The organism is Pseudomonas sp. YeP6b (genome assembly GCF_025642995.1).
Lineage (GTDB): Bacteria > Pseudomonadota > Gammaproteobacteria > Pseudomonadales > Pseudomonadaceae > Aquipseudomonas.
In genome coordinates this window covers 6160499-6184886 of the sequence record NZ_CP080090.1, presented here as the reverse complement: position 1 = coordinate 6184886, position 24388 = coordinate 6160499, and the positions used below count along the sequence as shown (strand labels likewise).

Genomic DNA, 24388 nt, shown 5'->3' with positions numbered 1-24388 from the left:
GTCACTGGGATAAACGCGCAAGTAACCGGGGAGCCTTTCGAGGCGTTTGAACCCGTAATTGGAGTGCCTCATGGCCAAGAAGATTACCGCTTACATCAAGCTGCAAGTGAAGGCCGCTCAGGCCAACCCAAGTCCACCTGTCGGCCCAGCTCTGGGTCAGCACGGCGTGAACATCATGGAATTCTGCAAGGCCTTCAACGCCCGTACTCAGGGTATTGAGCCAGGTCTGCCGACTCCAGTGATCATCACTGTATATAGCGACCGTAGCTTCACTTTCGAAACCAAGTCGACCCCGGCTTCGGTTTTGTTGAAGAAGGCTGCTGGTCTGACTAGCGGTTCCGCTCGTCCTAACACCGTTAAGGTTGGCACCGTAACTCGTGCTCAGCTGGAAGAAATCGCGAAAACCAAAAACGCGGATCTGACTGCAGCTGATATGGATGCAGCCGTGCGTACCATCGCCGGTTCTGCTCGTAGCATGGGCCTTAACGTGGAGGGTGTGTAATGGCTAAGCTGACCAAGCGCCAAAAGGCTATCGCCGGCAAAATCGAAGCAGGCAAGGCCTACAACTTTGTAGACGCTGCTGCCCTGCTGACCGAGCTGTCGACTGTCAAGTTCAGCGAGTCCGTTGACGTTGCTGTAAACCTGGGTGTTGACCCACGTAAATCCGACCAGGTCGTTCGTAGCGCTACTGTGCTGCCACACGGTACTGGCAAGACTGTACGTGTTGCTGTCTTCACTCAAGGCCCGGCAGCTGAAGCTGCTCTGGCCGCCGGCGCAGACCGCGTTGGTATGGACGACCTGGCTGCCGAAATGAAAGGCGGCGACCTGAACTACGACGTAGTCATTGCTTCCCCGGATGCAATGCGCGTTGTAGGTCAGTTGGGTCAGATCCTCGGTCCACGCGGTCTGATGCCTAACCCTAAAGTTGGCACCGTAACGCCAGACGTAGCTACCGCGGTTAAAAACGCCAAGGCTGGTCAGGTTCGTTATCGCACCGACAAAAACGGCATCATTCACACCTCCGTTGGCAAAATCGGCTTCGACGCCGTCAAGCTGAAGGAAAACGTTGAAGCCCTGATCGCTGATCTGAAGCGTATCAAGCCAGCTTCCTCGAAAGGTATCTACGTCAAGCGCGTTACCCTGAGCACCACTATGGGCCCAGGTCTGGTCATCGACCAAGGCTCGCTGGACGTATAAGACACAGATTGGCGCGCGAGATCGCGCTAATTGAAAAAATTGGGGTCCCTGCCTGGCGGGGGCTATCCAAGACCGTAGGCGGCGTAAGCCTTAAACCAAAAGCCTACGCAGATGGTGCTCCCGGTTCCTTACCGAATCAGACACCAAAACGACATCCGGCTTCGGCCAGATGAAACGGTAACAAGCAGGAGTTAAACCCGTGGCAATTAATCTCGAAGACAAGAAGGCCATCGTCGCTGAAGTCAACGAGGCTGCCAAAGCTGCTCTGTCCGCTGTCGTGGCTGATGCCCGTGGTGTGACAGTAAGCGCTATGACCGGACTCCGTAAAGAGGCTCGTGAAGCTGGCGTATACGTACGTGTTGTGCGTAATACCCTGCTCAAGCGCGCTGTTGCAGACACTGAATACAGTGTTCTCAACGACGTGTTCACTGGCCCGACTCTGATTGCGTTCTCCAAAGATCATCCAGGCGCTGCTGCCCGTTTGTTCAAAGAATTCGCTAAGAGTCAGGATAAGTTCGAGATCAAGGCAGCTGCGTTCGAGGGCAAGTTCCTCGCAGCTAACCAAATCGACGTACTGGCAACACTGCCGACCCGTAACGAAGCTATTTCTCAGCTGATGAGCGTGATTCAAGGCGCTACCAGCAAGTTGGCTCGTACTCTGGCCGCAGTTCGCGAGCAAAAAGAAGCTGCCGCAGCCTAAGGCTGAGCAACCTCTCTCGCGTTTTTTTGTTTATTTCGATGGCCGCGTAGGCCGTCCCCCAATTCAGGAAATACAGCAATGTCTATCTCCCAAGACGATATCCTCAACGCCGTAGCTGAAATGTCGGTTCTGCAGGTTGTTGAGCTGATCAAAGCTTTCGAAGAAAAATTCGGCGTTTCCGCTGCCGCTGCTTCTGCTGGCCCAGCTGTTGCTGCTGTTGCTGCTGAAGAACAAACCGAATTCAACGTTATGCTGTTGGAATCCGGCGAGAAGAAAGTAAACGTGATCAAGGCAGTACGTGAACTGACCGGTCTGGGCCTGAAAGAAGCCAAGGCTGTAGTTGACGCTGCTCCAGGCATGGTTCTGGAAGCCGTATCGAAAGACGCAGCTGACAAAGCCAAAGCTGCTTTGGAAGAAGCAGGCGCTAAAGTCGAGCTGAAGTAAGCATCGACCTTGCGTCTCCAGCCCAAGCGTTAAGCTGAAGGCTGATGGCTGGTGGCTCTTGCCACCGGCCTTTTTCCGTTCTTGGCTGTCGACTCGGTCGCCGCCATTAACGTGCTGTAGCCACCCGATGCGGTGGTGCAAACCATGGGGTTTGCGAGATTTTCTGGCTGCTCCCGTCGGGAGGGGCCAAACAAGCAGGTGACCAAGCTGGGGAACGCTGATGGCTTACTCATATACTGAGAAAAAACGTATCCGCAAGGACTTTAGCAAGTTGCCGGACGTCATGGATGTCCCGTACCTTCTGGCTATCCAGCTGGATTCGTATCGTGAATTCTTGCAAGCGGGAGCGACTAAAGATCAGTTCCGCGACGTGGGCCTGCATGCGGCCTTCAAATCCGTTTTCCCGATCATCAGCTACTCCGGCAATGCTGCGCTGGAGTACGTGGGTTATCGCCTGGGCGAACCGGCATTTGATGTCAAAGAATGCGTGTTACGCGGTGTTACGTACGCCGTACCTTTGCGGGTAAAAGTCCGTCTGATCATTTTCGACAAAGAATCGTCGAATAAAGCGATCAAGGACATCAAAGAGCAAGAAGTCTACATGGGCGAAATCCCACTGATGACTGAAAACGGTACCTTCGTTATCAACGGTACTGAGCGCGTTATCGTTTCCCAGCTGCACCGTTCCCCGGGCGTGTTCTTCGACCACGACCGCGGCAAGACGCACAGCTCCGGTAAGCTCCTGTACTCCGCGCGGATCATTCCGTACCGCGGCTCGTGGTTGGACTTCGAGTTCGACCCGAAAGACTGCGTGTTCGTGCGTATCGACCGTCGTCGTAAGCTGCCGGCCTCGGTACTGCTGCGCGCGCTCGGCTATACCACTGAGCAAGTGCTGGATGCTTTCTACACCACCAACGTATTCAGCCTGAAGGATGAAACCCTCAGCCTGGAACTGATTGCTTCGCGTCTGCGTGGTGAAATTGCTGTCTTGGACATCCAGGATGAGAATGGCAAGGTCATCGTTGAGGCTGGTCGCCGTATTACTGCGCGCCACATCAACCAGATCGAAAAAGCCGGTATCAAGTCGCTGGATGTGCCTCTGGACTACGTTCTGGGCCGCACCACCGCCAAGGTCATCGTTCACCCAGCTACAGGCGAAATCCTGGCTGAGTGCAACACCGAGCTGAACACCGAGATCCTGGCGAAAATCGCCAAGGCTCAGGTTGTTCGCATCGAGACCCTGTACACCAACGACATCGACTGCGGTCCGTTCGTCTCCGACACACTGAAGATCGACTCCACCAGCAACCAATTGGAAGCGCTGGTCGAGATCTATCGCATGATGCGTCCTGGTGAGCCACCAACCAAAGACGCTGCCGAGACCCTGTTCAATAACCTGTTCTTCAGCCCTGAGCGCTATGACCTGTCTGCGGTCGGCCGGATGAAGTTCAACCGTCGTATCGGTCGTACCGAGATCGAAGGTTCGGGCGTGTTGTGCAAGGAAGACATCGTCGCGGTACTGAAGACCCTGGTCGACATCCGTAACGGTAAAGGCATCGTCGATGACATCGACCACCTGGGTAACCGTCGTGTTCGCTGCGTAGGCGAAATGGCCGAGAACCAGTTCCGCGTTGGCCTGGTACGTGTTGAGCGTGCGGTCAAAGAGCGTCTGTCGATGGCTGAAAGCGAAGGCCTGATGCCGCAAGACCTGATCAACGCCAAGCCAGTGGCTGCAGCGGTGAAAGAGTTCTTCGGTTCCAGCCAGCTCTCGCAGTTCATGGACCAGAACAACCCGCTCTCCGAGATCACCCACAAGCGCCGTGTTTCCGCACTGGGCCCGGGCGGTCTGACCCGTGAGCGTGCAGGCTTTGAAGTTCGTGACGTACACCCGACGCACTACGGTCGTGTTTGCCCGATCGAAACGCCGGAAGGTCCGAACATCGGCCTGATCAACTCCCTGGCCGCTTATGCGCGCACTAACCAGTACGGCTTCCTCGAGAGCCCGTACCGTGTAGTGAAAGACGCTCTGGTCACCGACGAGATCGTGTTCCTGTCTGCCATCGAAGAAGCTGATCACGTGATCGCTCAGGCTTCGGCCACGATGAACGATAAGAAAATGCTGATCGACGAGCTGGTCGCTGTTCGTCACTTGAACGAGTTCACCGTCAAGGCGCCGGAAGACGTCACCTTGATGGACGTATCGCCGAAGCAGGTAGTTTCGGTTGCAGCGTCGCTGATCCCGTTCCTGGAACACGATGACGCCAACCGTGCGTTGATGGGTTCCAACATGCAGCGTCAAGCTGTACCCACCCTGCGCGCTGACAAGCCGCTGGTAGGTACCGGCATGGAGCGTAACGTAGCCCGTGACTCCGGCGTTTGCGTCGTGGCTCGTCGTGGCGGCGTGATCGACTCCGTTGATGCCAGCCGTATCGTGGTTCGTGTTGCCGATGACGAAGTTGAAACTGGCGAAGCCGGTGTCGACATCTACAACCTGACCAAATACACCCGCTCCAACCAGAACACCTGCATCAACCAGCGTCCGCTGGTGAGCAAGGGTGATCGGGTTCAGCGCAGCGATATCATGGCTGACGGTCCTTCCACCGATATGGGTGAGCTGGCACTGGGTCAGAACATGCGCATCGCGTTCATGGCCTGGAACGGTTACAACTTCGAAGACTCCATCTGCCTGTCCGAGCGTGTGGTTCAGGAAGATCGCTTCACCACGATCCACATTCAGGAACTGACCTGTGTGGCACGTGACACCAAGCTTGGGCCAGAGGAAATCACTGCAGACATCCCGAACGTGGGTGAAGCTGCACTGAACAAGCTGGACGAAGCGGGTATCGTTTACGTAGGTGCTGAAGTTGGCGCGGGCGACATTCTGGTAGGTAAGGTCACTCCGAAAGGCGAGACCCAACTGACTCCGGAAGAGAAGCTGTTGCGTGCCATCTTCGGTGAAAAAGCCAGCGACGTTAAAGACACCTCCCTGCGTGTACCTACCGGTACCAAGGGTACTGTCATCGACGTACAGGTCTTCACCCGTGACGGCGTTGAGCGTGATGCTCGTGCACTGTCCATCGAGAAGACTCAACTCGACGAGATCCGCAAGGACCTGAACGAAGAGTTCCGTATCGTTGAAGGCGCGACCTTCGAACGTCTGCGTTCCGCTCTGGTAGGCCACAAGGCCGAAGGCGGCGCAGGTCTGAAGAAAGGTCAGGACATCACCGACGAAATCCTCGACGGTCTTGAGCACGGCCAGTGGTTCAAACTGCGCATGGCTGAAGATGCTCTGAACGAGCAGCTCGAGAAGGCCCAGGCCTACATCGTTGATCGTCGCCGTCTGCTGGACGACAAGTTCGAAGACAAGAAGCGCAAACTGCAGCAGGGCGATGACCTGGCTCCAGGCGTGCTGAAAATCGTCAAGGTTTACCTGGCAATCCGTCGCCGCATCCAACCGGGTGACAAGATGGCCGGTCGTCACGGTAACAAAGGTGTGGTCTCCGTGATCATGCCGGTTGAAGACATGCCGCACGATGCCAATGGCACCCCGGTCGACGTCGTCCTCAACCCGTTGGGCGTACCTTCGCGTATGAACGTTGGTCAGATCCTTGAAACCCACCTGGGCCTCGCGGCCAAAGGTCTGGGTGAGAAGATCAACCGTATGATCGAAGAGCAGCGCAAGGTCGCAGACCTGCGCAAGTTCCTGCACGAGATCTACAACGAGATCGGCGGTCGCAACGAAGAGCTGGACACCTTCACCGACCAGGAAATCCTGGATCTGGCGAAGAACCTGCGCGGCGGCGTTCCAATGGCTACCCCGGTGTTCGACGGTGCCAAGGAAAGCGAAATCAAGGCCATGCTGAAACTGGCAGACCTGCCAGAAAGCGGCCAGATGCAGCTGTTCGACGGCCGTACCGGCAACAAGTTTGAGCGCCCGGTTACTGTTGGCTACATGTACATGCTGAAGCTGAACCACTTGGTAGACGACAAGATGCACGCTCGTTCTACCGGTTCGTACAGCCTGGTTACCCAGCAGCCGCTGGGTGGTAAGGCTCAGTTCGGTGGTCAGCGTTTCGGGGAGATGGAGGTCTGGGCACTGGAAGCATACGGTGCTGCTTACACTCTGCAAGAAATGCTCACAGTGAAGTCGGACGATGTGAACGGTCGGACCAAGATGTACAAAAACATCGTGGACGGCGATCACCGTATGGAGCCGGGCATGCCCGAGTCCTTCAACGTGTTGATCAAAGAAATTCGTTCCCTCGGCATCGATATCGATCTGGAAACCGAATAACACGTGACGCGAATCGAGAGCGGGGCTGTTTAGCCCGCTCTCTGCTCCGCCAGGAGGAAAGGCCTTGAAAGACCTACTGAATTTGCTGAAAAACCAGGGTCAAGTCGAAGAGTTCGACGCCATCCGTATTGGATTGGCATCGCCTGAGATGATCCGTTCGTGGTCGTTCGGTGAAGTTAAAAAGCCGGAAACCATCAACTACCGTACGTTCAAACCTGAGCGTGACGGCCTGTTCTGCGCCAAGATCTTTGGCCCGGTAAAGGATTACGAGTGCCTGTGCGGTAAGTACAAGCGCTTGAAGCACCGTGGTGTGATCTGCGAGAAGTGCGGCGTTGAAGTTGCGCTGGCTAAAGTTCGTCGTGAGCGCATGGCGCACATCGAACTGGCTTCGCCGGTTGCCCACATCTGGTTCCTGAAATCGCTGCCGTCCCGTATCGGCTTGCTGATGGACATGACCCTGCGTGATATCGAACGCGTTCTCTACTTCGAGAGCTATGTCGTTATCGATCCAGGCATGACCACCCTTGAAAAAGGTCAGCTGCTGAACGACGAGCAGTACTTCGAAGCGCTGGAAGAGTTCGGCGATGACTTTGATGCCCGCATGGGTGCTGAAGCCGTCCGCGAACTGCTGCACGCTATCGACTTGGAGCACGAGATTGGCCGTCTGCGTGAAGAAATTCCGCAAACTAACTCCGAAACCAAGATCAAGAAACTGTCCAAGCGTCTGAAGTTGATGGAAGCCTTCCAGGGTTCCGGCAACTTGCCAGAATGGATGGTGCTGACCGTTCTGCCGGTTCTGCCGCCAGACCTGCGTCCGCTGGTACCGTTGGACGGTGGTCGTTTCGCGACGTCCGACCTCAACGACCTGTACCGCCGCGTGATCAACCGTAACAACCGCTTGAAGCGCCTGCTTGATCTGTCCGCTCCGGACATCATCGTGCGCAACGAAAAGCGTATGTTGCAAGAAGCTGTCGATGCCCTGCTCGACAACGGTCGTCGTGGCCGCGCTATCACCGGTTCCAACAAGCGTCCTCTGAAATCCTTGGCTGACATGATCAAGGGTAAGCAAGGTCGTTTCCGTCAGAACTTGCTCGGTAAGCGTGTTGACTACTCCGGTCGTTCGGTAATTACCGTAGGCCCGACCCTGCGTCTGCACCAGTGCGGTCTGCCTAAGAAGATGGCACTTGAGCTGTTCAAGCCGTTCATCTTCGGCAAGCTGGAAATGCGCGGTCTCGCGACCACGATCAAAGCGGCCAAGAAAATGGTCGAGCGCGAACTGCCAGAGGTTTGGGACGTTCTCGCCGAAGTAATTCGCGAACACCCGGTTCTCCTCAACCGTGCACCGACCCTTCACCGTCTGGGTATCCAGGCGTTTGAACCGGTACTGATCGAAGGTAAGGCTATCCAGCTGCACCCTCTGGTCTGTGCTGCGTACAACGCCGACTTCGACGGCGACCAAATGGCCGTGCACGTACCGCTGACACTGGAAGCCCAGTTGGAAGCGCGTGCGTTGATGATGTCGACCAACAACATTCTGTCGCCAGCCAACGGTGAGCCAATCATCGTTCCGTCGCAGGACGTTGTATTGGGTCTGTACTACATGACGCGTGAAGCGATCAACGCTAAAGGCGAAGGTCGTGTGTTCGCTGACCTGCAAGAAGTTGACCGTGTGTTCCGTGCCGGCGAAGCCGCACTGCACGCCAAGGTCAAAGTGCGGATCAACGAAACCGTCAACGACCGTGACGGCGGCAGCGTGAGCGGCACCCGTATCGTCGACACCACTGTCGGCCGTGCGCTGTTGTATCAAGTTGTGCCAAAAGGCCTGTCGTACGACGTCGTTAACTTGCCGATGAAGAAAAAGGCGATCTCCAAGCTGATCAACCAGTGCTACCGCGTGGTTGGTTTGAAAGAGACCGTAATCTTCGCTGACCAGTTGATGTACACCGGTTTTGCTTACTCGACCATTTCCGGCGTTTCCATCGGTGTTAACGACTTCGTTATCCCGGATGAAAAAGCCCAGATCATCAGTGCTGCTACCGATGAAGTGAAAGAAATCGAGAGCCAGTACGCCTCCGGCCTGGTAACCCAGGGCGAGAAGTACAACAAAGTGATCGACCTTTGGTCCAAGGCCAACGACGAAGTGTCGAAGGCGATGATGGCTAACCTCTCGAAAGAGAAGGTTATCGACCGTCACGGCGTAGAAGTCGATCAAGAGTCTTTCAACTCGATGTACATGATGGCCGACTCGGGCGCACGGGGTTCTGCTGCGCAGATCCGTCAGCTCGCCGGTATGCGTGGCCTGATGGCCAAGCCGGACGGTTCCATCATCGAAACGCCGATTACTGCGAACTTCCGTGAAGGTTTGAGCGTACTTCAGTACTTCATCTCGACTCACGGTGCTCGTAAAGGTCTGGCGGATACCGCGTTGAAAACCGCTAACTCCGGTTACCTGACTCGTCGTCTGGTAGACGTTGCGCAAGACTTGGTTGTGACTGAAGTTGACTGCGGTACCGAACACGGTCTGCTGATGACTCCGCACATCGAAGGCGGCGACGTTGTAGAGCCGTTGGGTGAGCGCGTACTGGGTCGAGTAATCGCCCGTGACGTATTCAAGCCAGGTACCGAGGAAATTATCGTTCCTGCCGGCACCTTGGTAGACGAGAAGTGGGTCGAGTTCATCGAGCTCAACAGCATCGACGAAGTGATTGTTCGCTCGCCGATCAGCTGCGAAACCCGCTACGGCATTTGTGCCAAGTGCTACGGCCGTGACTTGGCCCGTGGTCACCAGGTGAACATCGGTGAAGCGGTCGGCGTTATTGCTGCCCAGTCCATCGGTGAGCCGGGTACCCAGCTGACCATGCGTACGTTCCACATTGGTGGTGCGGCAAGCCGGACCTCCGCAGCCGACAGCGTTCAGGTGAAGAATGGCGGTACCGTCCGTCTGCACAACCTGAAGCATGTTGAGCGAGTGGATGGTTGCCTGGTTGCTGTGTCCCGTTCCGGTGAGCTGGCGATCGCTGATGACTACGGTCGTGAGCGTGAGCGTTACAAGCTGCCGTACGGTGCTGTGATTTCGGTTAAAGAAGGTGACAAGGTCGACGCTGGCGCAATCGTGGCCAAGTGGGATCCGCACACTCACCCAATCGTTACCGAAATGAAAGGTACCGTGACCTACGTGGGCATGGAAGAAGGCATCACGATCAAGCGTCAGACTGACGAATTGACCGGTATGACCAACATTGAAGTACTCGACGCGAAAGATCGTCCAGCTGCCGGTAAAGACATCCGTCCTGCCGTTAAGATGGTCGATGACAACGGCAAGGACTTGTTCCTGCCAGGCACTGACGTAATCGCTCAGTACTTCCTGCCAGCCAACGCCCTTGTCGGTGTAGCGGATGGTGCGAAGATCGCGATCGGTGATGTTATCGCGCGTATCCCGCAAGAAACTTCGAAGACCCGTGACATCACCGGTGGTCTGCCGCGTGTTGCCGACTTGTTCGAAGCTCGTCGTCCGAAAGAAGCGTCGATTCTGGCTGAAGTCAGCGGCACCATCGCGTTCGGTAAAGAGACCAAAGGCAAGCGCCGTCTGGTCATTACCCCGAACGACGGTAGCGATCCGTACGAAGAGCTGATTCCGAAGTGGCGTCACCTGAACGTCTTCGAAGGCGAACAGGTAAACCGCGGCGAAGTTATCTCCGACGGCCCAAGCGATCCACACGACATCCTGCGTCTGCTGGGTGTGAGTGCGCTGGCCAAGTACATCGTTAACGAGATCCAGGACGTTTATCGTCTGCAAGGCGTGAAGATCAACGATAAGCACATCGAGACCATCCTGCGTCAGATGCTGCGTAAAGTTGAAATCGCTGAATCCGGCGATTCCAGTTTCATCAAGGGCGACCAGATGGAACTGACTCACGTACTGGTAGAGAACGAACGTCTGGGCGCGGAAGACAAATTTGTCTCCAAGTTCACTCGTGTGTTGCTGGGTATCACCAAGGCGTCGTTGTCCACTGAGTCGTTCATCTCGGCGGCCTCCTTCCAGGAGACCACTCGCGTACTGACCGAAGCAGCGGTAACCGGCAAGCGCGATTATCTGCGCGGCCTGAAAGAAAACGTGGTCGTGGGTCGTTTGATCCCGGCAGGTACCGGCTTGGCCTACCACAGCGAGCGTAAGCGCCGCCGTGAACTCGACAAGCCGCTGCGCGTAAGCGCCAGTGAAGTGGAAGCTGCACTGACCGAAGCGCTGAACTCAAGCGGTAACTGAGTTCTGCGATAGATAAGTCTGGGCCCTGGCAGCCCCCATTCGTCGGATCGAGGCAATTTTGCCCCGCTTCGATGAGAGGGGAGGTCGGGGCCTTGCCTTGACTGGGGGCAAGATCCTCTTTAGACTCTTGTACCCCTAAATTTGGCGGGAATTCGTTCCTGCCATTTTGCTTTTCTTGCAAGACAATAGCGTCGCAAGACAACAGTGGAGCTAGTAGATGGCAACTATCAACCAGCTGGTACGTCAGCCGCGTAAGCGTATCGTCGAGAAATCCGACGTGCCTGCGCTGCAGAACTGCCCGCAACGTCGTGGCGTATGCACTCGCGTGTATACCACTACGCCGAAAAAACCTAACTCGGCACTGCGTAAAGTATGCCGTGTGCGTCTGACCAACGGTTTCGAGGTTTCCTCGTACATCGGCGGTGAAGGCCACAACCTGCAAGAGCACAGCGTGGTACTGATCCGCGGCGGTCGTGTAAAAGACTTGCCTGGTGTTCGTTACCACACCGTACGCGGCTCCTTGGATACTTCCGGCGTTAAAGGTCGTAACCAGGGTCGTTCGAAGTACGGTACCAAGAAGCCTAAGTAGTAGCGGCTTTTTGTAAACCTGAATCATCTTATTTTCTGAGTCGATAAGAGTAAGGTCGGAGGCGCCCCGAAAGGGCACTGATTCCGAGCGAACCTGAAGACCGTTTGAGGGCTTATCCATGCCAAGAAGACGCGTAGCAGCCAAGCGCGAAGTGCTTGACGATCCAAAATACGGAAGCCAAATTCTGGCCAAGTTCATGAACCACGTGATGGAAAGCGGCAAGAAAGCCGTTGCCGAGCGTATCGTTTATGGCGCGCTGGAAAAGGTTAAAGAACGCAAGAACAGCGACCCCCTGGAAATCTTCGAGAAAGCTCTCGACGCCATCGCTCCGCTGGTCGAAGTGAAGTCGCGCCGTGTAGGCGGTGCTACTTACCAGGTTCCGGTTGAAGTTCGCCCGTCCCGTCGTAATGCTCTGGCAATGCGCTGGTTGGTAGACTTCGCCCGTAAGCGCGGCGAGAAGTCTATGGCTCTGCGTTTGGCTGGCGAACTGTTGGACGCTGCTGAAGGTAAAGGTGCTGCTGTTAAGAAGCGTGAAGACGTGCACCGTATGGCTGAAGCTAACAAAGCTTTCTCGCACTACCGCTTCTAATCTTAGCTTCACTAATTTTGCGAGGGCTTTATGGCTCGTACTACTCCGATTAGCCGCTACCGTAACATCGGTATCGTTGCTCACGTGGATGCTGGTAAAACCACCACCACCGAGCGCGTGCTGTTTTACACCGGCAAAAGTCACAAGATGGGCGAGGTGCATGACGGCGCCGCGACCACAGACTGGATGGTTCAGGAGCAGGAGCGTGGTATTACCATTACTTCTGCTGCTATTACCGCCTTCTGGAAAGGTTCCGAGAAGCAGTACAAGGATGAGCACCGCTTCAACGTAATCGATACCCCGGGCCACGTAGACTTCACTATTGAAGTTGAGCGTTCCCTGCGCGTACTCGACGGCGCTGTCGTTGTGTTCTGCGGCACCTCGGGTGTTGAGCCTCAGTCGGAAACCGTATGGCGTCAAGCCAACAAATACGGCGTTCCACGTCTTGTTTACGTAAACAAGATGGACCGTGCTGGTGCGAACTTCCTGCGCGTGATCGGTCAGATCAAGCAGCGTCTGGGTCACACCCCGGTGCCAATCCAGTTGGCTATCGGTTCCGAAGACAACTTCCAGGGCCAGATCGATCTGCTGACCATGGAAGCTGTTTACTGGAACGATGCTGACAAGGGTATGGTTCCTGTTCGTAAGCCTATCCCTGCTGAACTGCAGGAACTGGCTGACGAATGGCGCAACAACATGGTTGAAGCTGCGGCCGAAGCCAACGAAGAGCTGATGAACAAGTACCTCGAAGGTGAAGAACTCACCAACGTGGAAATCAAGGCTGCTCTGCGTCAGCGTACTATTGCTGGTGAGATCGTCTTGGCTGTTTGCGGTTCGTCGTTCAAGAACAAGGGTGTTCCCCTGGTTCTCGATGCTGTGATCGACTACCTGCCTGCGCCAGTTGATATTCCTGCCATCAAGGGTACTGACCCGGATGACGAGACTATCGAGCTGGAGCGTCATGCAGACGATGCAGAACCGTTCTCTGCTCTGGCATTTAAAATTGCCACTGACCCATTCGTGGGTACCTTGACCTTCGTCCGTGTTTACTCGGGCGTGTTGAACTCCGGCGACGGCGTTATCAACTCGGTTAAAGGCAAGAAAGAGCGCGTGGGTCGTATGGTGCAAATGCACGCGAACGCCCGCGAAGAGATCAAGGAAGTACGCGCTGGTGACATCGCGGCCTTGATCGGCATGAAGGACGTCACCACTGGTGAGACTTTGTGCAACGCTGACAAGCCAATCATCCTGGTTCGTATGGACTTCCCGGAGCCGGTTATTTCGGTTGCCGTGGAGCCTAAGACCAAGGATGACCAGGAAAAAATGGGTATCGCTCTGGGCAAACTTGCTCAGGAAGATCCATCTTTCCGCGTCAAGACTGATGAAGAGACTGGTCAAACGATCATCTCCGGCATGGGCGAGCTGCACCTGGACATCCTGGTTGACCGGATGCGCCGTGAGTTCAACGTCGAAGCCAACATCGGTAAGCCTCAGGTTTCCTATCGTGAGCGCATCACGAAGAACTGTGAAATCGAAGGCAAGTTCGTTCGTCAGTCCGGCGGTCGTGGTCAGTTCGGTCACTGCTGGATCCGTTTTGCTCCTGCTGACGAAGGTCAGGAAGGTCTGCAATTCGTGAACGAAGTAGTGGGTGGTGTTGTTCCTAAGGAATACATCCCTGCTATCCAGAAGGGTATCGAAGAGCAGATGAAGAACGGTGTTGTTGCCGGCTATCCGCTGATCGGCCTGAAAGCAACCGTTTTTGACGGTTCTTACCACGACGTCGACTCCAACGAGATGGCGTTTAAGGTGGCTGCTTCCATGGCAACCAAGCAACTGGCCCAGAAGGGCGGTGGTGAGTTGCTTGAGCCAATCATGGCGGTAGAAGTTGTTACACCTGAAGACTATATGGGTGATGTCATGGGCGACCTTAACCGTCGTCGCGGCATGATCTTGGGTATGGAAGACACGGTTTCCGGCAAAGTGATTCGCGCCGAGGTTCCGTTGGGTGAGATGTTCGGTTATGCGACCGACGTTCGCTCCATGTCTCAGGGTCGCGCAAGCTACTCTATGGAATTCAAAAAATACAACACAGCTCCGGCGCACATCGCTGAAACTGTATCCAAAAAACAAGGCTGATTCAGTCCTTTAGGCAAGGAGTTAATTGTCGTGGCTAAAGAAAAATTTGATCGTTCCCTACCGCACGTCAACGTTGGCACTATCGGTCACGTTGACCACGGTAAAACCACTCTGACTGCTGCTCTGACTCGCGTTTGCTCCGAAGTATTCGGTTCCGCAATCGTTGATTTCGATAAAATCGACAGCGCACCAGAAGAAAAAGCTCGTGGTATCACCATCAACACCGCGCACGTTGAATACAACTCGCTGATCCGTCACTACGCTCACGTTGACTGCCCAGGTCACGCTGACTATGTGAAGAACATGATCACCGGTGCTGCCCAGATGGACGGCGCGATCCTGGTTTGTTCGGCCGCTGATGGTCCGATGCCACAAACCCGTGAGCACATCCTGCTGTCCCGTCAGGTAGGCGTTCCGTACATCGTGGTTTACCTGAACAAGGCTGACCTGGTAGACGACGCTGAGCTGCTGGAACTGGTTGAGATGGAAGTGCGCGATCTGCTGAGCACTTACGACTTCCCAGGCGACGACACTCCGATCATCATCGGTTCTGCTCGTATGGCTCTGGAAGGCAAAGACGACAACGAAATGGGCACCACGTCCGTTCGTAAACTGGTTGAAACTCTGGACAGCTACATCCCAGATCCAGTTCGTGTTATCGACAAGCCGTTCCTGATGCCAATCGAAGACGTATTCTCGATCTCCGGTCGTGGTACTGTTGTGACTGGTCGTATCGAGCGCGGTATCGTTAAGGTTCAAGATCCACTGGAAATCGTTGGTCTGCGTGACACTACCGTCACCACCTGCACCGGTGTTGAAATGTTCCGTAAACTGCTCGACGAAGGTCGTGCTGGCGAGAACTGCGGCGTTCTGCTGCGTGGTACCAAGCGTGACGACGTTGAGCGTGGCCAGGTTCTGGTTAAGCCAGGTTCGGTTAAGCCGCACACCAAGTTCGAAGCTGAAGTGTACGTGCTGAGCAAAGAAGAAGGCGGTCGTCACACTCCGTTCTTCAAAGGCTACCGTCCACAGTTCTACTTCCGTACTACCGACGTTACTGGTAACTGCGAGCTGCCGGAAGGCGTAGAAATGGTAATGCCAGGCGACAACATCAAAATGGTTGTCACCCTGATCAAAACCATCGCTATGGAAGACGGTCTGCGCTTCGCAATCCGTGAAGGCGGCCGTACCGTTGGTGCTGGCGTTGTAGCTAAAATCATCGAGTAATTATCTCTTCTGAGATAGCCTTGATGTTTTGAGAAGGCCCCCGCTTAGCGGGGGCCTTTTTTATTGGGTTGACACCTATCTGGGCCGTCTATAGAATTGCGCCTCCTTTTAACGGGCGTATTGCGCTCGCTGGGAATAGCAGCCGGAGTCTGAAATCCAATGCAAAATCAGCAAATCCGTATCAGGTTGAAGGCTTTTGACCATCGCCTGATCGACCAATCCACCCAGGAAATCGTGGAAACCGCGAAACGTACTGGTGCTCAAGTGCGTGGTCCAATTCCACTGCCTACCCGTAAAGAGCGGTTCACCGTTCTGGTCTCCCCGCACGTCAACAAAGACGCGCGTGACCAGTACGAGATCCGTACTCATAAGCGCGTACTGGACATCGTCCAGCCAACGGATAAAACCGTTGATGCGCTTATGAAGCTTGATCTGGCGGCCGGTGTGGAAGTACAGATCAGCCTCGGCTAAGACTTGGGTCTTAGTCGTGTAACGCTCTGAAATGGGCGGCCATAGCGGGTGAAAGCCCCGTACACTCATGAGGTTTACAACATGACTATTGGTGTAGTCGGTCGTAAATGCGGTATGACCCGTATTTTCACCGAAGAAGGTGTCTCCATTCCGGTCACGGTCATTGAGATCGAGCCGAATCGCGTCACCCAGTTCAAAACTGAAGAAACCGATGGCTATCGTGCAGTGCAAGTCACTGTCGGCGAGCGTCGTGCTTCGCGCGTGACTGCTGCTCAAGCAGGTCACTTCGCTAAAGCAAACGTTGCAGCTGGTCGCACTGTTATGGAGTTCCGTCTTGAAGATGGCGACTACCAGGCTGGCGATCTGATCAACGCTGAAATCTTCGCCGCTGGTCAACTGGTTGATGTAACCGGTCAGTCCAAAGGTAAAGGCTTCCAGGGTACGATCAAGCGTTGGAATTTCCGTGGTCAAGACAACACTCACGGTAACTCCGTTTCCCACCGCGTCCCGGGCTCTATTGGCCAGTGCCAGACTCCTGGTCGTGTATTCAAGGGCAAAAAAATGTCCGGTCATATGGGCGCTGAGCGCGTGACCGTGCAGTCCCTCGAAGTAGTGCGCGTCGACGCTGAACGCAATCTGTTGTTGGTCAAGGGTGCTGTTCCTGGCGCTACTGGCGGCAACCTGGTTGTACGTCCAGCGGCCAAGGCTCGCGGTTAAGGGGAAGCTGACATGCAATTAAATGTAAATGACGCTCAAGCGATCGAAGTTTCCGAACTGACATTTGGCGGCGAATTCAACGAGACGCTGGTTCACCAAGCAGTCGTGGCCTACATGGCCGGCGGCCGTCAAGGTAGCAAGCAGCAAAAGACCCGTTCCGACGTACGTGGTGGCGGTAAGCGCCCTTGGCGTCAGAAAGGTACTGGCCGTGCTCGTGCCGGTACTATCCGTAGCCCAATCTGGCGTGGCGGCGGTACCACTTTCGCAGCTCGTCCACAGGATCACACTCAGAAGCTCAACAAGAAGATGTATCGCGCAGCTCTGCGCTCCATCCTTGCTGAACTCGTGCGTACTGATCGTCTGGTCGTGGTTCAGGACTTCGCTGTTGATGGTCCAAAAACCAAAGACCTGCTGGGCAAACTGAACAACATGAATCTGACCGACGTTCTGATCGTGTCTGAAGCTGTTGATCAGAACCTGTACCTGGCTGCTCGTAACCTGCCACACGTTGATGTACGTGACGTGCAAGGTTCCGATCCAGTTAGTCTGATCGCATACGACAAGGTGTTGATCACCGTGTCGGCCGTGAAGAAATTCGAGGAGCTGCTGGGATGAACCAGGAACGCGTATTTAAAGTTCTGCTTGGCCCGCACGTTTCCGAAAAGGCTACGGTTCTGGCTGACAAGAAAGGCCAGTTCGTTTTCAAGGTTGCAACTGACGCAACCAAGCTGGAAATCAAGAAGGCCGTCGAAAGCCTGTTCAGCGTGAAAGTAGAGCGTGTTACTACCCTGAATGTTCTGGGTAAGAGCAAGCGCACTGCTCGCGGTCTGGGCAAGCGTAATGACTGGAAGAAGGCAGTTATCTCCCTTCAGCCAGGCCAAGATCTCGATTTCAGCAGCAGTGCTGAGTAAGGAAGGGGTGCATCATGGCAATCGTTAAATGCAAACCGACTTCCCCTGGCCGCCGTTTTGTGGTCAAGGTGGTCAACCAGGAGCTGCATAAAGGCGCTCCTCACGCACCGCTGCTCGAGAAAAAATCGAAGACTGGTGGTCGTAACAACAATGGTCGTATTACCACTCGTCACATCGGTGGTGGCCATAAGCAGCATTATCGTCTGGTCGATTTCCGTCGCAACGACAAAGATGGCATCACTGCCACTGTCGAGCGTATTGAATACGATCCAAACCGTACTGCTCACATCGCTCTGCTGCTGTACGCAGATGGCGAGCGTCGCTACATCATCGCCCCTAAAGGCGTGAGTGCTGGTGACCAGCTGATCGCAGGTGCTTTGGCACCGATCAAGCCGGGCAACGCTCTGCAACTGCGTAACATTCCAGTTGGTAGCACCGTACACGGCATCGAATTGAAGCCAGGTAAAGGCGCGCAAATCGCTCGTTCCGCTGGTGCTTCGGCTCAGCTGATCGCTCGTGAAGGTGTCTACGTGACCCTGCGTCTGCGTTCTGGTGAGATGCGTAAAGTGCTGGCTGAATGCCGCGCGACCCTGGGTGAAGTCTCGAACTCCGAGCACAGCCTGCGTTCGCTGGGTAAAGCTGGTGCCAAACGCTGGCGTGGCGTTCGCCCAACCGTTCGTGGTGTTGCCATGAACCCGGTTGACCACCCACACGGTGGTGGTGAAGGTCGTACCTCTGGTGGTCGTCATCCGGTATCGCCATGGGGCTTCCCGACTAAGGGCGCGAAGACTCGTGGTAATAAGCGTACCGACAAAATGATCGTCCGTCGTCGCAAGTAAATAGAGGGATACGACAGTGCCACGTTCTCTGAAAAAAGGTCCTTTTATTGATCTTCACCTACTGAAGAAGATCGAAGTGGCGGCGGAAAAGAACGATCGCAAACCAGTTAAGACCTGGTCGCGTCGTTCGATGATCCTGCCACAAATGGTCGGTTTGACCATCGCAGTACACAACGGTCGTCAACACGTCCCAGTTCTCGTTAACGAAGACATGGTCGGCCACAAACTAGGCGAGTTTGCCGGTACCCGCACTTATCGTGGGCACGTGGCAGACAAGAAAGCCAAGCGTTAAGGGGTAAGGAAATGGAAGTAGCCGCTAAGTTGTCGGGCGCTCGAATCTCCGCCCAGAAAGCCCGCTTGGTCGCCGACCAGATCCGCGGGAAGAAGGTGGGCGAAGCGCTCAACCTGTTGGCTTTCAGCAGTAAGAAAGCCGCCGAGATCATGAAGAAAGTGCTGGAGTCGGCCGTAGCCAACGCCGAGCATAACGAAGGCGCAGACGTTGATGACCTGAAGGTCAGCACCGTTTTCGTCAACGAAGGGCGTTCGCTGAAGCGTATCATGCCGCGTGCCAAAGGCCGTGCTGATCGCATCGTCAAGCGGTCTTGCCATATCACTGTCAAGGTTGCTGACAAGTAACGGAGTCGAAGAGATGGGTCAGAAAGTACATCCCATTGGCATTCGCCTGGGAATCGTCAAGGAGCACACCTCCGTCTGGTACGCAGACGGTCGGACTTATGCGGACTATTTGTTCGCTGATCTGAAGGTGCGTGAGTATCTCCAAGACAAACTAAAAAGCGCGTCCGTAAGCCGTATCGATATCCATCGTCCGGCACAAACTGCACGTATCACCATCCACACCGCTCGTCCAGGTATCGTTATCGGGAAGAAAGGTGAAGATGTTGAGAAACTGCGTCAGGACCTGACCAAGCAAATGGGTGTGCCTGTGCACATCAATATCGAAGAGATCCGTAAGCCGGAGCTCGACGGTATGCTGGTTGCGCAGAGCGTAGCTCAGCAGCTGGAGCGTCGCGTAATGTTCCGTCGCGCTATGAAGCGCGCTGTACAGAACGCCATGCGCATTGGTGCCAAAGGCATCAAAATCCAAGTGAGCGGTCGTCTCGGCGGTGCTGAAATCGCACGTACTGAATGGTATCGCGAAGGTCGTGTGCCACTGCACACCCTGCGTGCCGACATCGACTATGCCAACTACGAAGCTCACACCACTTACGGTGTGATCGGTGTAAAGGTTTGGATCTTCAAAGGCGAAGTAATTGGTGGTCGCCAAGAAGAACTGAAACCACAAGCACCAGCGCCTCGTAAAAAAGCTGCTAAGTAAGGGGTACGCCAAATGTTGCAACCTAAGCGTACGAAGTTCCGCAAGCAGATGACAGGTCACAACCGTGGCCTGGCACAGCGCGGTAGCAAAGTCAGCTTCGGCGAGTTCGCGCTGAAGTCTGTAGCTCGTGGTCGTCTCACCGCTCGTCAGATCGAGTCAGCGCGTCGTGCTCTGACCCGTCACGTTAAACGTGGCGGCAAGATCTGGATCCGTGTATTCCCGGACAAGCCGATCTCCAAAAAACCTCTCGAGGTTCGGATGGGTAAAGGTAAGGGTAACGTGGAATACTGGGTAGCCCAGATTCAGCCAGGCAAAGTCCTGTATGAAATCGAGGGTGTAACTGAAGAGCTGGCGCGTGAGGCTTTTGCCCTGGCTGCTGCAAAGCTGCCGCTCGCCACCGCCTTTGTTAAACGGACGGTGATGTGATGAAAGCGAATGAACTTCGTGAAAAATCCGCACAGCAGCTGAACGAGCAACTGCTCGGCTTGCTGCGCGACCAGTTCAATCTGCGTATGCAGAAAGCAACTGGCCAGTTGGGGCAGTCTCATCTGCTCTCGCAAGTTAAGCGTGACATCGCTCGCGTGAAGACTGTGCTCAACCAGCAGGCAGGTAAGTGATCATGGCTGAAGCCGAAAAGACTGTCCGTACGCTGACTGGCCGTGTTGTCAGCGACAAGATGGACAAAACCATCACCGTTTTGATCGAGCGTCGCGTTAAGCACCCGATCTACGGTAAATATGTTAAGCGTTCGACTAAGCTGCACGCGCACGACGAAACCAACCAGTGCCACATCGGCGACAAAGTCACTATTCGTGAAACTCGTCCGCTGGCCAAGACTAAGTCTTGGGCGCTGGTTGATGTTCTCGAACGCGCTGTGGAAGTCTAAGGACTAGGGGTCGGAGAAATTATATGATTCAGACTCAATCCATGCTCGATGTGGCCGATAACAGCGGCGCTCGCCGTGTTATGTGCATCAAGGTGCTGGGTGGCTCCCATCGTCGTTACGCTGGTATCGGTGACATCATCAAGGTTACCGTTAAGGAAGCAATTCCTCGCGGTAAAGTGAAAAAAGGCCAAGTGATGACTGCTGTTGTAGTCCGCACTCGTCACGGCGTACGCCGTGCAGATGGCTCCATTATCCGCTTTGATGGCAACGCTGCTGTTCTTCTGAACAACAAGCAAGAGCCGATCGGCACCCGTATCTTTGGGCCAGTGACCCGTGAACTTCGTACTGAGAAGTTCATGAAGATCGTCTCGCTCGCCCCAGAAGTGCTGTAAGGAGATCCGACATGCAAAAGATTCGTCGTGACGACGAGATCATCGTGATCGCCGGCAAAGACAAAGGTAAGCGCGGTAAGGTGCTTAAGGTTCTCGCTAATAACCGTTTGGTTATCGGTGGTCTGAACCTGGTTAAGCGTCATACCAAGCCTAACCCGATGTCGGGCGTACAAGGCGGTATCGTCGAAAAAGAAGCTCCGCTGGACGCTTCTAACGTCGCTATTTTCAATGGCGAAACCAACAAGGCTGACCGCGTTGGTTTCAAAGTAGAAGATGGCAAGAAAATTCGTGTCTTCAAGTCGACCCAAAAAGCGGTTGATGCTTGAACACTGCTAGGTAGAAGACCATGGCACGACTAAAAGAGATTTACTGGAAAGAAATCGCACCTAAGCTTAAGGAGGAACTTAAGCTTTCGAACGTGATGGAAGTTCCACGCGTTACCAAAATCACCCTGAACATGGGTCTGGGCGAAGCGGTCGGTGACAAAAAAGTCATCGAGCACGCTGTTGCTGACCTGGAAAAGATCACCGGTCAAAAAGTCGTTGTGACTTACGCTCGGAAATCCATCGCTGGCTTTAAAGTCCGTGAAGGTTGGCCGATCGGCGTCAAAGTGACTCTGCGCCGTGAGCGTATGTACGAATTCCTGGATCGTCTGCTGTCGATCTCCCTGCCTCGGGTACGCGACTTCCGCGGCCTGAATGCCAAGTCCTTCGATGGTCGTGGTAACTACAGCATGGGCGTGAAAGAGCAGATCATCTTCCCGGAAATCGACTACGACAAGATCGATGCTCTCCGCGGTCTGGACATCACCCTGACCACCACTGCCAAGAACGATGATGAAGGTCGCGCCCTGTTGCGTGCTTTCAAATTCCCGTTCCGCAACTGATTGGAGTAGGACCATGGCCAAGATGAGCATGAAAAACCGCGAGCTGAAGCGTCAGCTCACGGTTGCCAAGTACGCCAAGAAGCGTGCAGCACTGAAAGCAATCATCGTTGATCTGAACGCAAGTCCAGAAGCGCGCTGGGAAGCTACAGTTGCTCTGCAGAAGCAGCCACGTGACGCAAGCGCTTCGCGCATGCGTAACCGCTGCCGCCTGACCGGTCGTCCACACGGCGTTTACCGCAAGTTCGGCCTCGGCCGTAACAAACTGCGTGAAGCGGCAATGCGTGGTGACGTACCAGGTCTGGTTAAAGCCAGCTGGTAAGTACTTTCGAAGTCCAGGTGGTCTGCATCGCAAGATACTGACCGCCGGTGACCTTGAATCTGGAACAAGCCCCTTTTGGGGCTTGTTTCATTTCCGCAGTGTGTCTAGAATACCCGGCTCGCCTGAGCCCGTGTTTTCTATGCTCGGAGATTCTCGGCGACATATGTAGCCGCAAGGCTAATTTTTTTGTATTAGGAGCGTCTAGCCCATGAGTATGCAGGACCCGTTAGCGGACATGCTAACTCGTATCCGTAATGCCCAGATGGCTGAAAAGTCCGTCGTAAGCATGCCATCTTCCAAGTTGAAGGTAGCTGTTGCCAAAGTCCTGAAAGACGAAGGCTACATTGCGGGTTATCAGATCAGCAGCGAAATCAAACCACTGCTGTCCATCGAGCTGAAATACTTCGAAGGCCGTTCGGTCATCGAGGAAGTGAAGCGCGTTAGCCGTCCAGGCCTGCGTCAGTACAAGTCCGCTGAAGATCTGCCGAAAGTTCGTGGCGGTCTGGGCGTGTCTATCGTCTCCACCAACAAAGGTGTGATGACGGATCGTGCTGCGCGCGCTGCCGGTGTCGGCGGCGAAGTTCTTTGCACTGTGTTCTAAGGGGGGATAAGCATGTCTCGCGTCGCTAAGAACCCCGTTAAGCTGCCAGCCGGTGTCGAAGTCAAATTCGCAGGCCAACAGCTTTCGGTGAAGGGTGCCAAGGGCACTCTTGAACTGAACATCCATTCGTCCGTTGAGATCGTTGAAGAAGCTGGTGAGCTGCGTTTCGCTGCTCGCAATGGCGATCAACAAACTCGCGCAATGGCCGGTACCACGCGTGCGTTGGTAAACAACATGGTCCAAGGCGTAAGCCAAGGCTTCGAGCGTAAGCTCCAGCTGGTCGGTGTTGGTTACAAAGCGCAAGCAAAAGGCACGGTTTTGAACCTTGCCCTTGGCTTCTCGCACCCAGTGGATTACGAACTGCCGGAAGGCATCACCGCTGAGACCCCTAGCCAAACCGATATCCTGATCAAGGGTATTGATAAGCAGCTGGTAGGTCAGGTGGCCGCTGAGATCCGCGACTTCCGTCCACCAGAGCCGTACAAAGGCAAAGGTGTGCGCTACGCGGACGAAGTCGTCCGTCGTAAAGAAGCCAAGAAGAAGTAGGGCATAGCAAATGACCGACAAAAAAGTTACTCGACTGCGTCGCGCTCGCAAAGCACGCCTGAAAATGCACGAACTAGAAGTCGTGCGTCTCTGCGTGTTCCGCTCGTCGCAGCACATCTACGCCCAGGTCATCTCGGCCGACGGCAACAAAGTCCTGGCAAGCGCCTCGACTTTGGATAAAGAACTGCGTGATGGTGCCACTGGCAACATCGACGCGGCCACAAAGGTTGGCCAGCTGGTCGCTACGCGTGCTAAGGCCGCTGGCGTCTCGCAAGTGGCTTTCGACCGCTCTGGCTTCAAGTACCACGGCCGCGTTAAAGCGCTGGCTGATGCTGCTCGTGAAGCTGGGCTGGAGTTCTAAGTTATGTCAAATAACGACCAAAAGCGCGACGAAGGCTACATTGAGAAGCTGGTTCAAGTTAACCGCGTAGCCAAAACCGTTAAAGGCGGCCGTATCTTCACTTTCACCGCGTTGACCGTGGTTGGTGATGGTAAAGGGCGTGTTGGCTTCGGCCGTGGCAAGTCACGTGAAGTGCCTGCTGCGATCCAGAAGGCAATGGAAGCTGCTCGTCGCAACATGATCCAAGTTGATCTGAACGGCACCACTCTGCAGTACGCAATGAAGTCCGCCCATGGCGCTTCGAAGGTGTACATGCAGCCTGCTTCTGAAGGTACCGGTATCATCGCTGGCGGCGCTATGCGTGCTGTCCTCGAAGTTGCTGGCGTTCAGAACGTTCTGGCCAAGTGCTACGGCTCGACTAACCCGGTAAACGTGGTTCACGCCACTTTCAAAGGTTTGAAAGCTATGCAATCTCCTGAGTCCATCGCTGCCAAGCGTGGTCTGACTGTCAAGGAGATCTTCTGATCATGGCTACCGTTAAAGTAACGTTGATCAAAAGCATGACCGGCCGCATCCCTAACCACAAACTGTGTGTTAAAGGTTTGGGTCTGCGTCGCATCGGTCACACTGTAGAAGTCCAGGATACTCCCGAGAATCGCGGGATGATCAACAAGGCTTACTACATGCTGCGTGTAGAGGGTTAATCG

General features: G+C 54.8%; 30 protein-coding genes. All 30 read left to right on the top strand.

Annotated features, from left to right (window positions below; genetic code table 11):
* The first annotated feature begins 70 nt into the window (after positions 1–70).
* The 30 genes from rplK (at position 71) to rpmD (ending at position 24385) form a co-directional block, all read left to right on the top strand.
* Positions 71–502, top strand: coding sequence for a 50S ribosomal protein L11 (rplK, locus tag KZH41_RS27990; protein ID WP_003210097.1), 432 nt, complete (start codon positions 71–73; stop codon positions 500–502).
* Positions 502–1197 (top strand): 50S ribosomal protein L1, encoded by a 696-nt coding sequence (gene rplA / locus KZH41_RS27985; RefSeq protein ID WP_263274071.1) that lies wholly within the window; start codon positions 502–504, stop codon positions 1195–1197. The genes rplK and rplA overlap by 1 nt, the downstream gene beginning before the upstream one ends.
* A gap of 199 nt (positions 1198–1396) precedes the next feature.
* Complete coding sequence (rplJ, locus tag KZH41_RS27980) at positions 1397–1897, top strand: 50S ribosomal protein L10 (protein ID WP_056861893.1); 501 nt, start codon at positions 1397–1399, stop codon at positions 1895–1897.
* 78 nt (positions 1898–1975) lie between these two features.
* Positions 1976–2341 carry a 50S ribosomal protein L7/L12 gene (gene rplL, locus KZH41_RS27975; RefSeq protein ID WP_094950474.1) on the top strand — a complete coding sequence of 122 codons (366 nt, stop codon included), beginning with the start codon at positions 1976–1978 and terminating at the stop codon, positions 2339–2341.
* Positions 2342–2561: 220 nt separating this feature from the next.
* Positions 2562–6635, top strand: coding sequence for a DNA-directed RNA polymerase subunit beta (gene rpoB, locus KZH41_RS27970; RefSeq protein ID WP_094950473.1), 4074 nt, complete (start codon positions 2562–2564; stop codon positions 6633–6635).
* Between the two features lie 64 nt (positions 6636–6699).
* The gene (gene rpoC / locus KZH41_RS27965; protein WP_263274070.1) at positions 6700–10899 is read left to right on the top strand and encodes a DNA-directed RNA polymerase subunit beta'; all 4200 of its coding nucleotides are present in this window, start codon (positions 6700–6702) and stop codon (positions 10897–10899) included.
* A gap of 217 nt (positions 10900–11116) precedes the next feature.
* Positions 11117–11488: a 30S ribosomal protein S12 gene (rpsL, locus tag KZH41_RS27960; protein ID WP_002555494.1), complete on the top strand. Its 372-nt coding sequence runs from the start codon at positions 11117–11119 to the stop codon at positions 11486–11488.
* Positions 11489–11606: 118 nt separating this feature from the next.
* Entirely contained in the window at positions 11607–12077 is a 471-nt protein-coding gene (gene rpsG, locus KZH41_RS27955; RefSeq protein WP_002555493.1) for a 30S ribosomal protein S7, read from the top strand.
* Positions 12078–12107: 30 nt separating this feature from the next.
* A complete protein-coding gene (fusA, locus tag KZH41_RS27950; RefSeq protein WP_015886136.1) occupies positions 12108–14213 on the top strand; it encodes an elongation factor G in 2106 nt (701 codons plus the stop codon).
* 30 nt (positions 14214–14243) lie between these two features.
* A complete protein-coding gene (gene tuf, locus KZH41_RS27945; RefSeq protein WP_003176426.1) occupies positions 14244–15437 on the top strand; it encodes an elongation factor Tu in 1194 nt (397 codons plus the stop codon).
* Between the two features lie 159 nt (positions 15438–15596).
* A complete protein-coding gene (gene rpsJ, locus KZH41_RS27940; RefSeq protein ID WP_003186070.1) occupies positions 15597–15908 on the top strand; it encodes a 30S ribosomal protein S10 in 312 nt (103 codons plus the stop codon).
* Positions 15909–15989: 81 nt separating this feature from the next.
* Complete coding sequence (rplC, locus tag KZH41_RS27935) at positions 15990–16625, top strand: 50S ribosomal protein L3 (protein WP_003194649.1); 636 nt, start codon at positions 15990–15992, stop codon at positions 16623–16625.
* A gap of 12 nt (positions 16626–16637) precedes the next feature.
* Positions 16638–17240: a 50S ribosomal protein L4 gene (rplD, locus tag KZH41_RS27930; RefSeq protein ID WP_058414071.1), complete on the top strand. Its 603-nt coding sequence runs from the start codon at positions 16638–16640 to the stop codon at positions 17238–17240.
* Positions 17237–17536: a 50S ribosomal protein L23 gene (rplW, locus tag KZH41_RS27925; RefSeq protein ID WP_002555488.1), complete on the top strand. Its 300-nt coding sequence runs from the start codon at positions 17237–17239 to the stop codon at positions 17534–17536. Before rplD ends, rplW begins: the two co-directional genes overlap by 4 nt.
* Positions 17537–17550: 14 nt before the next feature.
* Positions 17551–18375, top strand: coding sequence for a 50S ribosomal protein L2 (rplB, locus tag KZH41_RS27920; RefSeq protein WP_032884535.1), 825 nt, complete (start codon positions 17551–17553; stop codon positions 18373–18375).
* Positions 18376–18391: 16 nt separating this feature from the next.
* A complete protein-coding gene (gene rpsS, locus KZH41_RS27915; RefSeq protein ID WP_002555486.1) occupies positions 18392–18667 on the top strand; it encodes a 30S ribosomal protein S19 in 276 nt (91 codons plus the stop codon).
* 11 nt (positions 18668–18678) lie between these two features.
* A complete protein-coding gene (gene rplV, locus KZH41_RS27910; RefSeq protein ID WP_003103908.1) occupies positions 18679–19011 on the top strand; it encodes a 50S ribosomal protein L22 in 333 nt (110 codons plus the stop codon).
* Positions 19012–19024: 13 nt separating this feature from the next.
* Complete coding sequence (rpsC, locus tag KZH41_RS27905; protein ID WP_003176422.1) at positions 19025–19711, top strand: 30S ribosomal protein S3; 687 nt, start codon at positions 19025–19027, stop codon at positions 19709–19711.
* 12 nt (positions 19712–19723) lie between these two features.
* Entirely contained in the window at positions 19724–20137 is a 414-nt protein-coding gene (gene rplP / locus KZH41_RS27900) for a 50S ribosomal protein L16 (RefSeq protein WP_003232424.1), read from the top strand.
* Complete coding sequence (gene rpmC / locus KZH41_RS27895; RefSeq protein ID WP_002555481.1) at positions 20137–20328, top strand: 50S ribosomal protein L29; 192 nt, start codon at positions 20137–20139, stop codon at positions 20326–20328. Before rplP ends, rpmC begins: the two co-directional genes overlap by 1 nt.
* Before the next feature lie 2 nt (positions 20329–20330).
* Positions 20331–20597, top strand: a complete 267-nt coding sequence (gene rpsQ, locus KZH41_RS27890) for a 30S ribosomal protein S17 (protein WP_003176419.1) — start codon at positions 20331–20333, stop codon at positions 20595–20597.
* Between the two features lie 23 nt (positions 20598–20620).
* Entirely contained in the window at positions 20621–20989 is a 369-nt protein-coding gene (gene rplN / locus KZH41_RS27885; protein ID WP_002555479.1) for a 50S ribosomal protein L14, read from the top strand.
* An 11-nt stretch (positions 20990–21000) separates the two neighbouring features.
* Positions 21001–21315 carry a 50S ribosomal protein L24 gene (gene rplX / locus KZH41_RS27880; protein WP_003176416.1) on the top strand — a complete coding sequence of 105 codons (315 nt, stop codon included), beginning with the start codon at positions 21001–21003 and terminating at the stop codon, positions 21313–21315.
* A gap of 20 nt (positions 21316–21335) precedes the next feature.
* Positions 21336–21875 carry a 50S ribosomal protein L5 gene (gene rplE / locus KZH41_RS27875; protein WP_003176415.1) on the top strand — a complete coding sequence of 180 codons (540 nt, stop codon included), beginning with the start codon at positions 21336–21338 and terminating at the stop codon, positions 21873–21875.
* Positions 21876–21888: 13 nt separating this feature from the next.
* Positions 21889–22194, top strand: coding sequence for a 30S ribosomal protein S14 (gene rpsN / locus KZH41_RS27870; protein ID WP_003176414.1), 306 nt, complete (start codon positions 21889–21891; stop codon positions 22192–22194).
* Between the two features lie 208 nt (positions 22195–22402).
* Positions 22403–22795 (top strand): 30S ribosomal protein S8, encoded by a 393-nt coding sequence (gene rpsH / locus KZH41_RS27865; protein ID WP_003176413.1) that lies wholly within the window; start codon positions 22403–22405, stop codon positions 22793–22795.
* 12 nt (positions 22796–22807) lie between these two features.
* On the top strand, positions 22808–23341 hold the full coding sequence (gene rplF, locus KZH41_RS27860) for a 50S ribosomal protein L6 (RefSeq protein ID WP_003176412.1): 534 nt from the start codon (positions 22808–22810) through the stop codon (positions 23339–23341).
* 10 nt (positions 23342–23351) lie between these two features.
* Positions 23352–23702: a 50S ribosomal protein L18 gene (rplR, locus tag KZH41_RS27855; RefSeq protein WP_003186037.1), complete on the top strand. Its 351-nt coding sequence runs from the start codon at positions 23352–23354 to the stop codon at positions 23700–23702.
* A 3-nt stretch (positions 23703–23705) separates the two neighbouring features.
* Entirely contained in the window at positions 23706–24206 is a 501-nt protein-coding gene (gene rpsE, locus KZH41_RS27850; RefSeq protein ID WP_003176409.1) for a 30S ribosomal protein S5, read from the top strand.
* Between the two features lie 2 nt (positions 24207–24208).
* Complete coding sequence (gene rpmD, locus KZH41_RS27845) at positions 24209–24385, top strand: 50S ribosomal protein L30 (RefSeq protein ID WP_003176408.1); 177 nt, start codon at positions 24209–24211, stop codon at positions 24383–24385.
* Positions 24386–24388 lie beyond the last annotated feature (3 nt).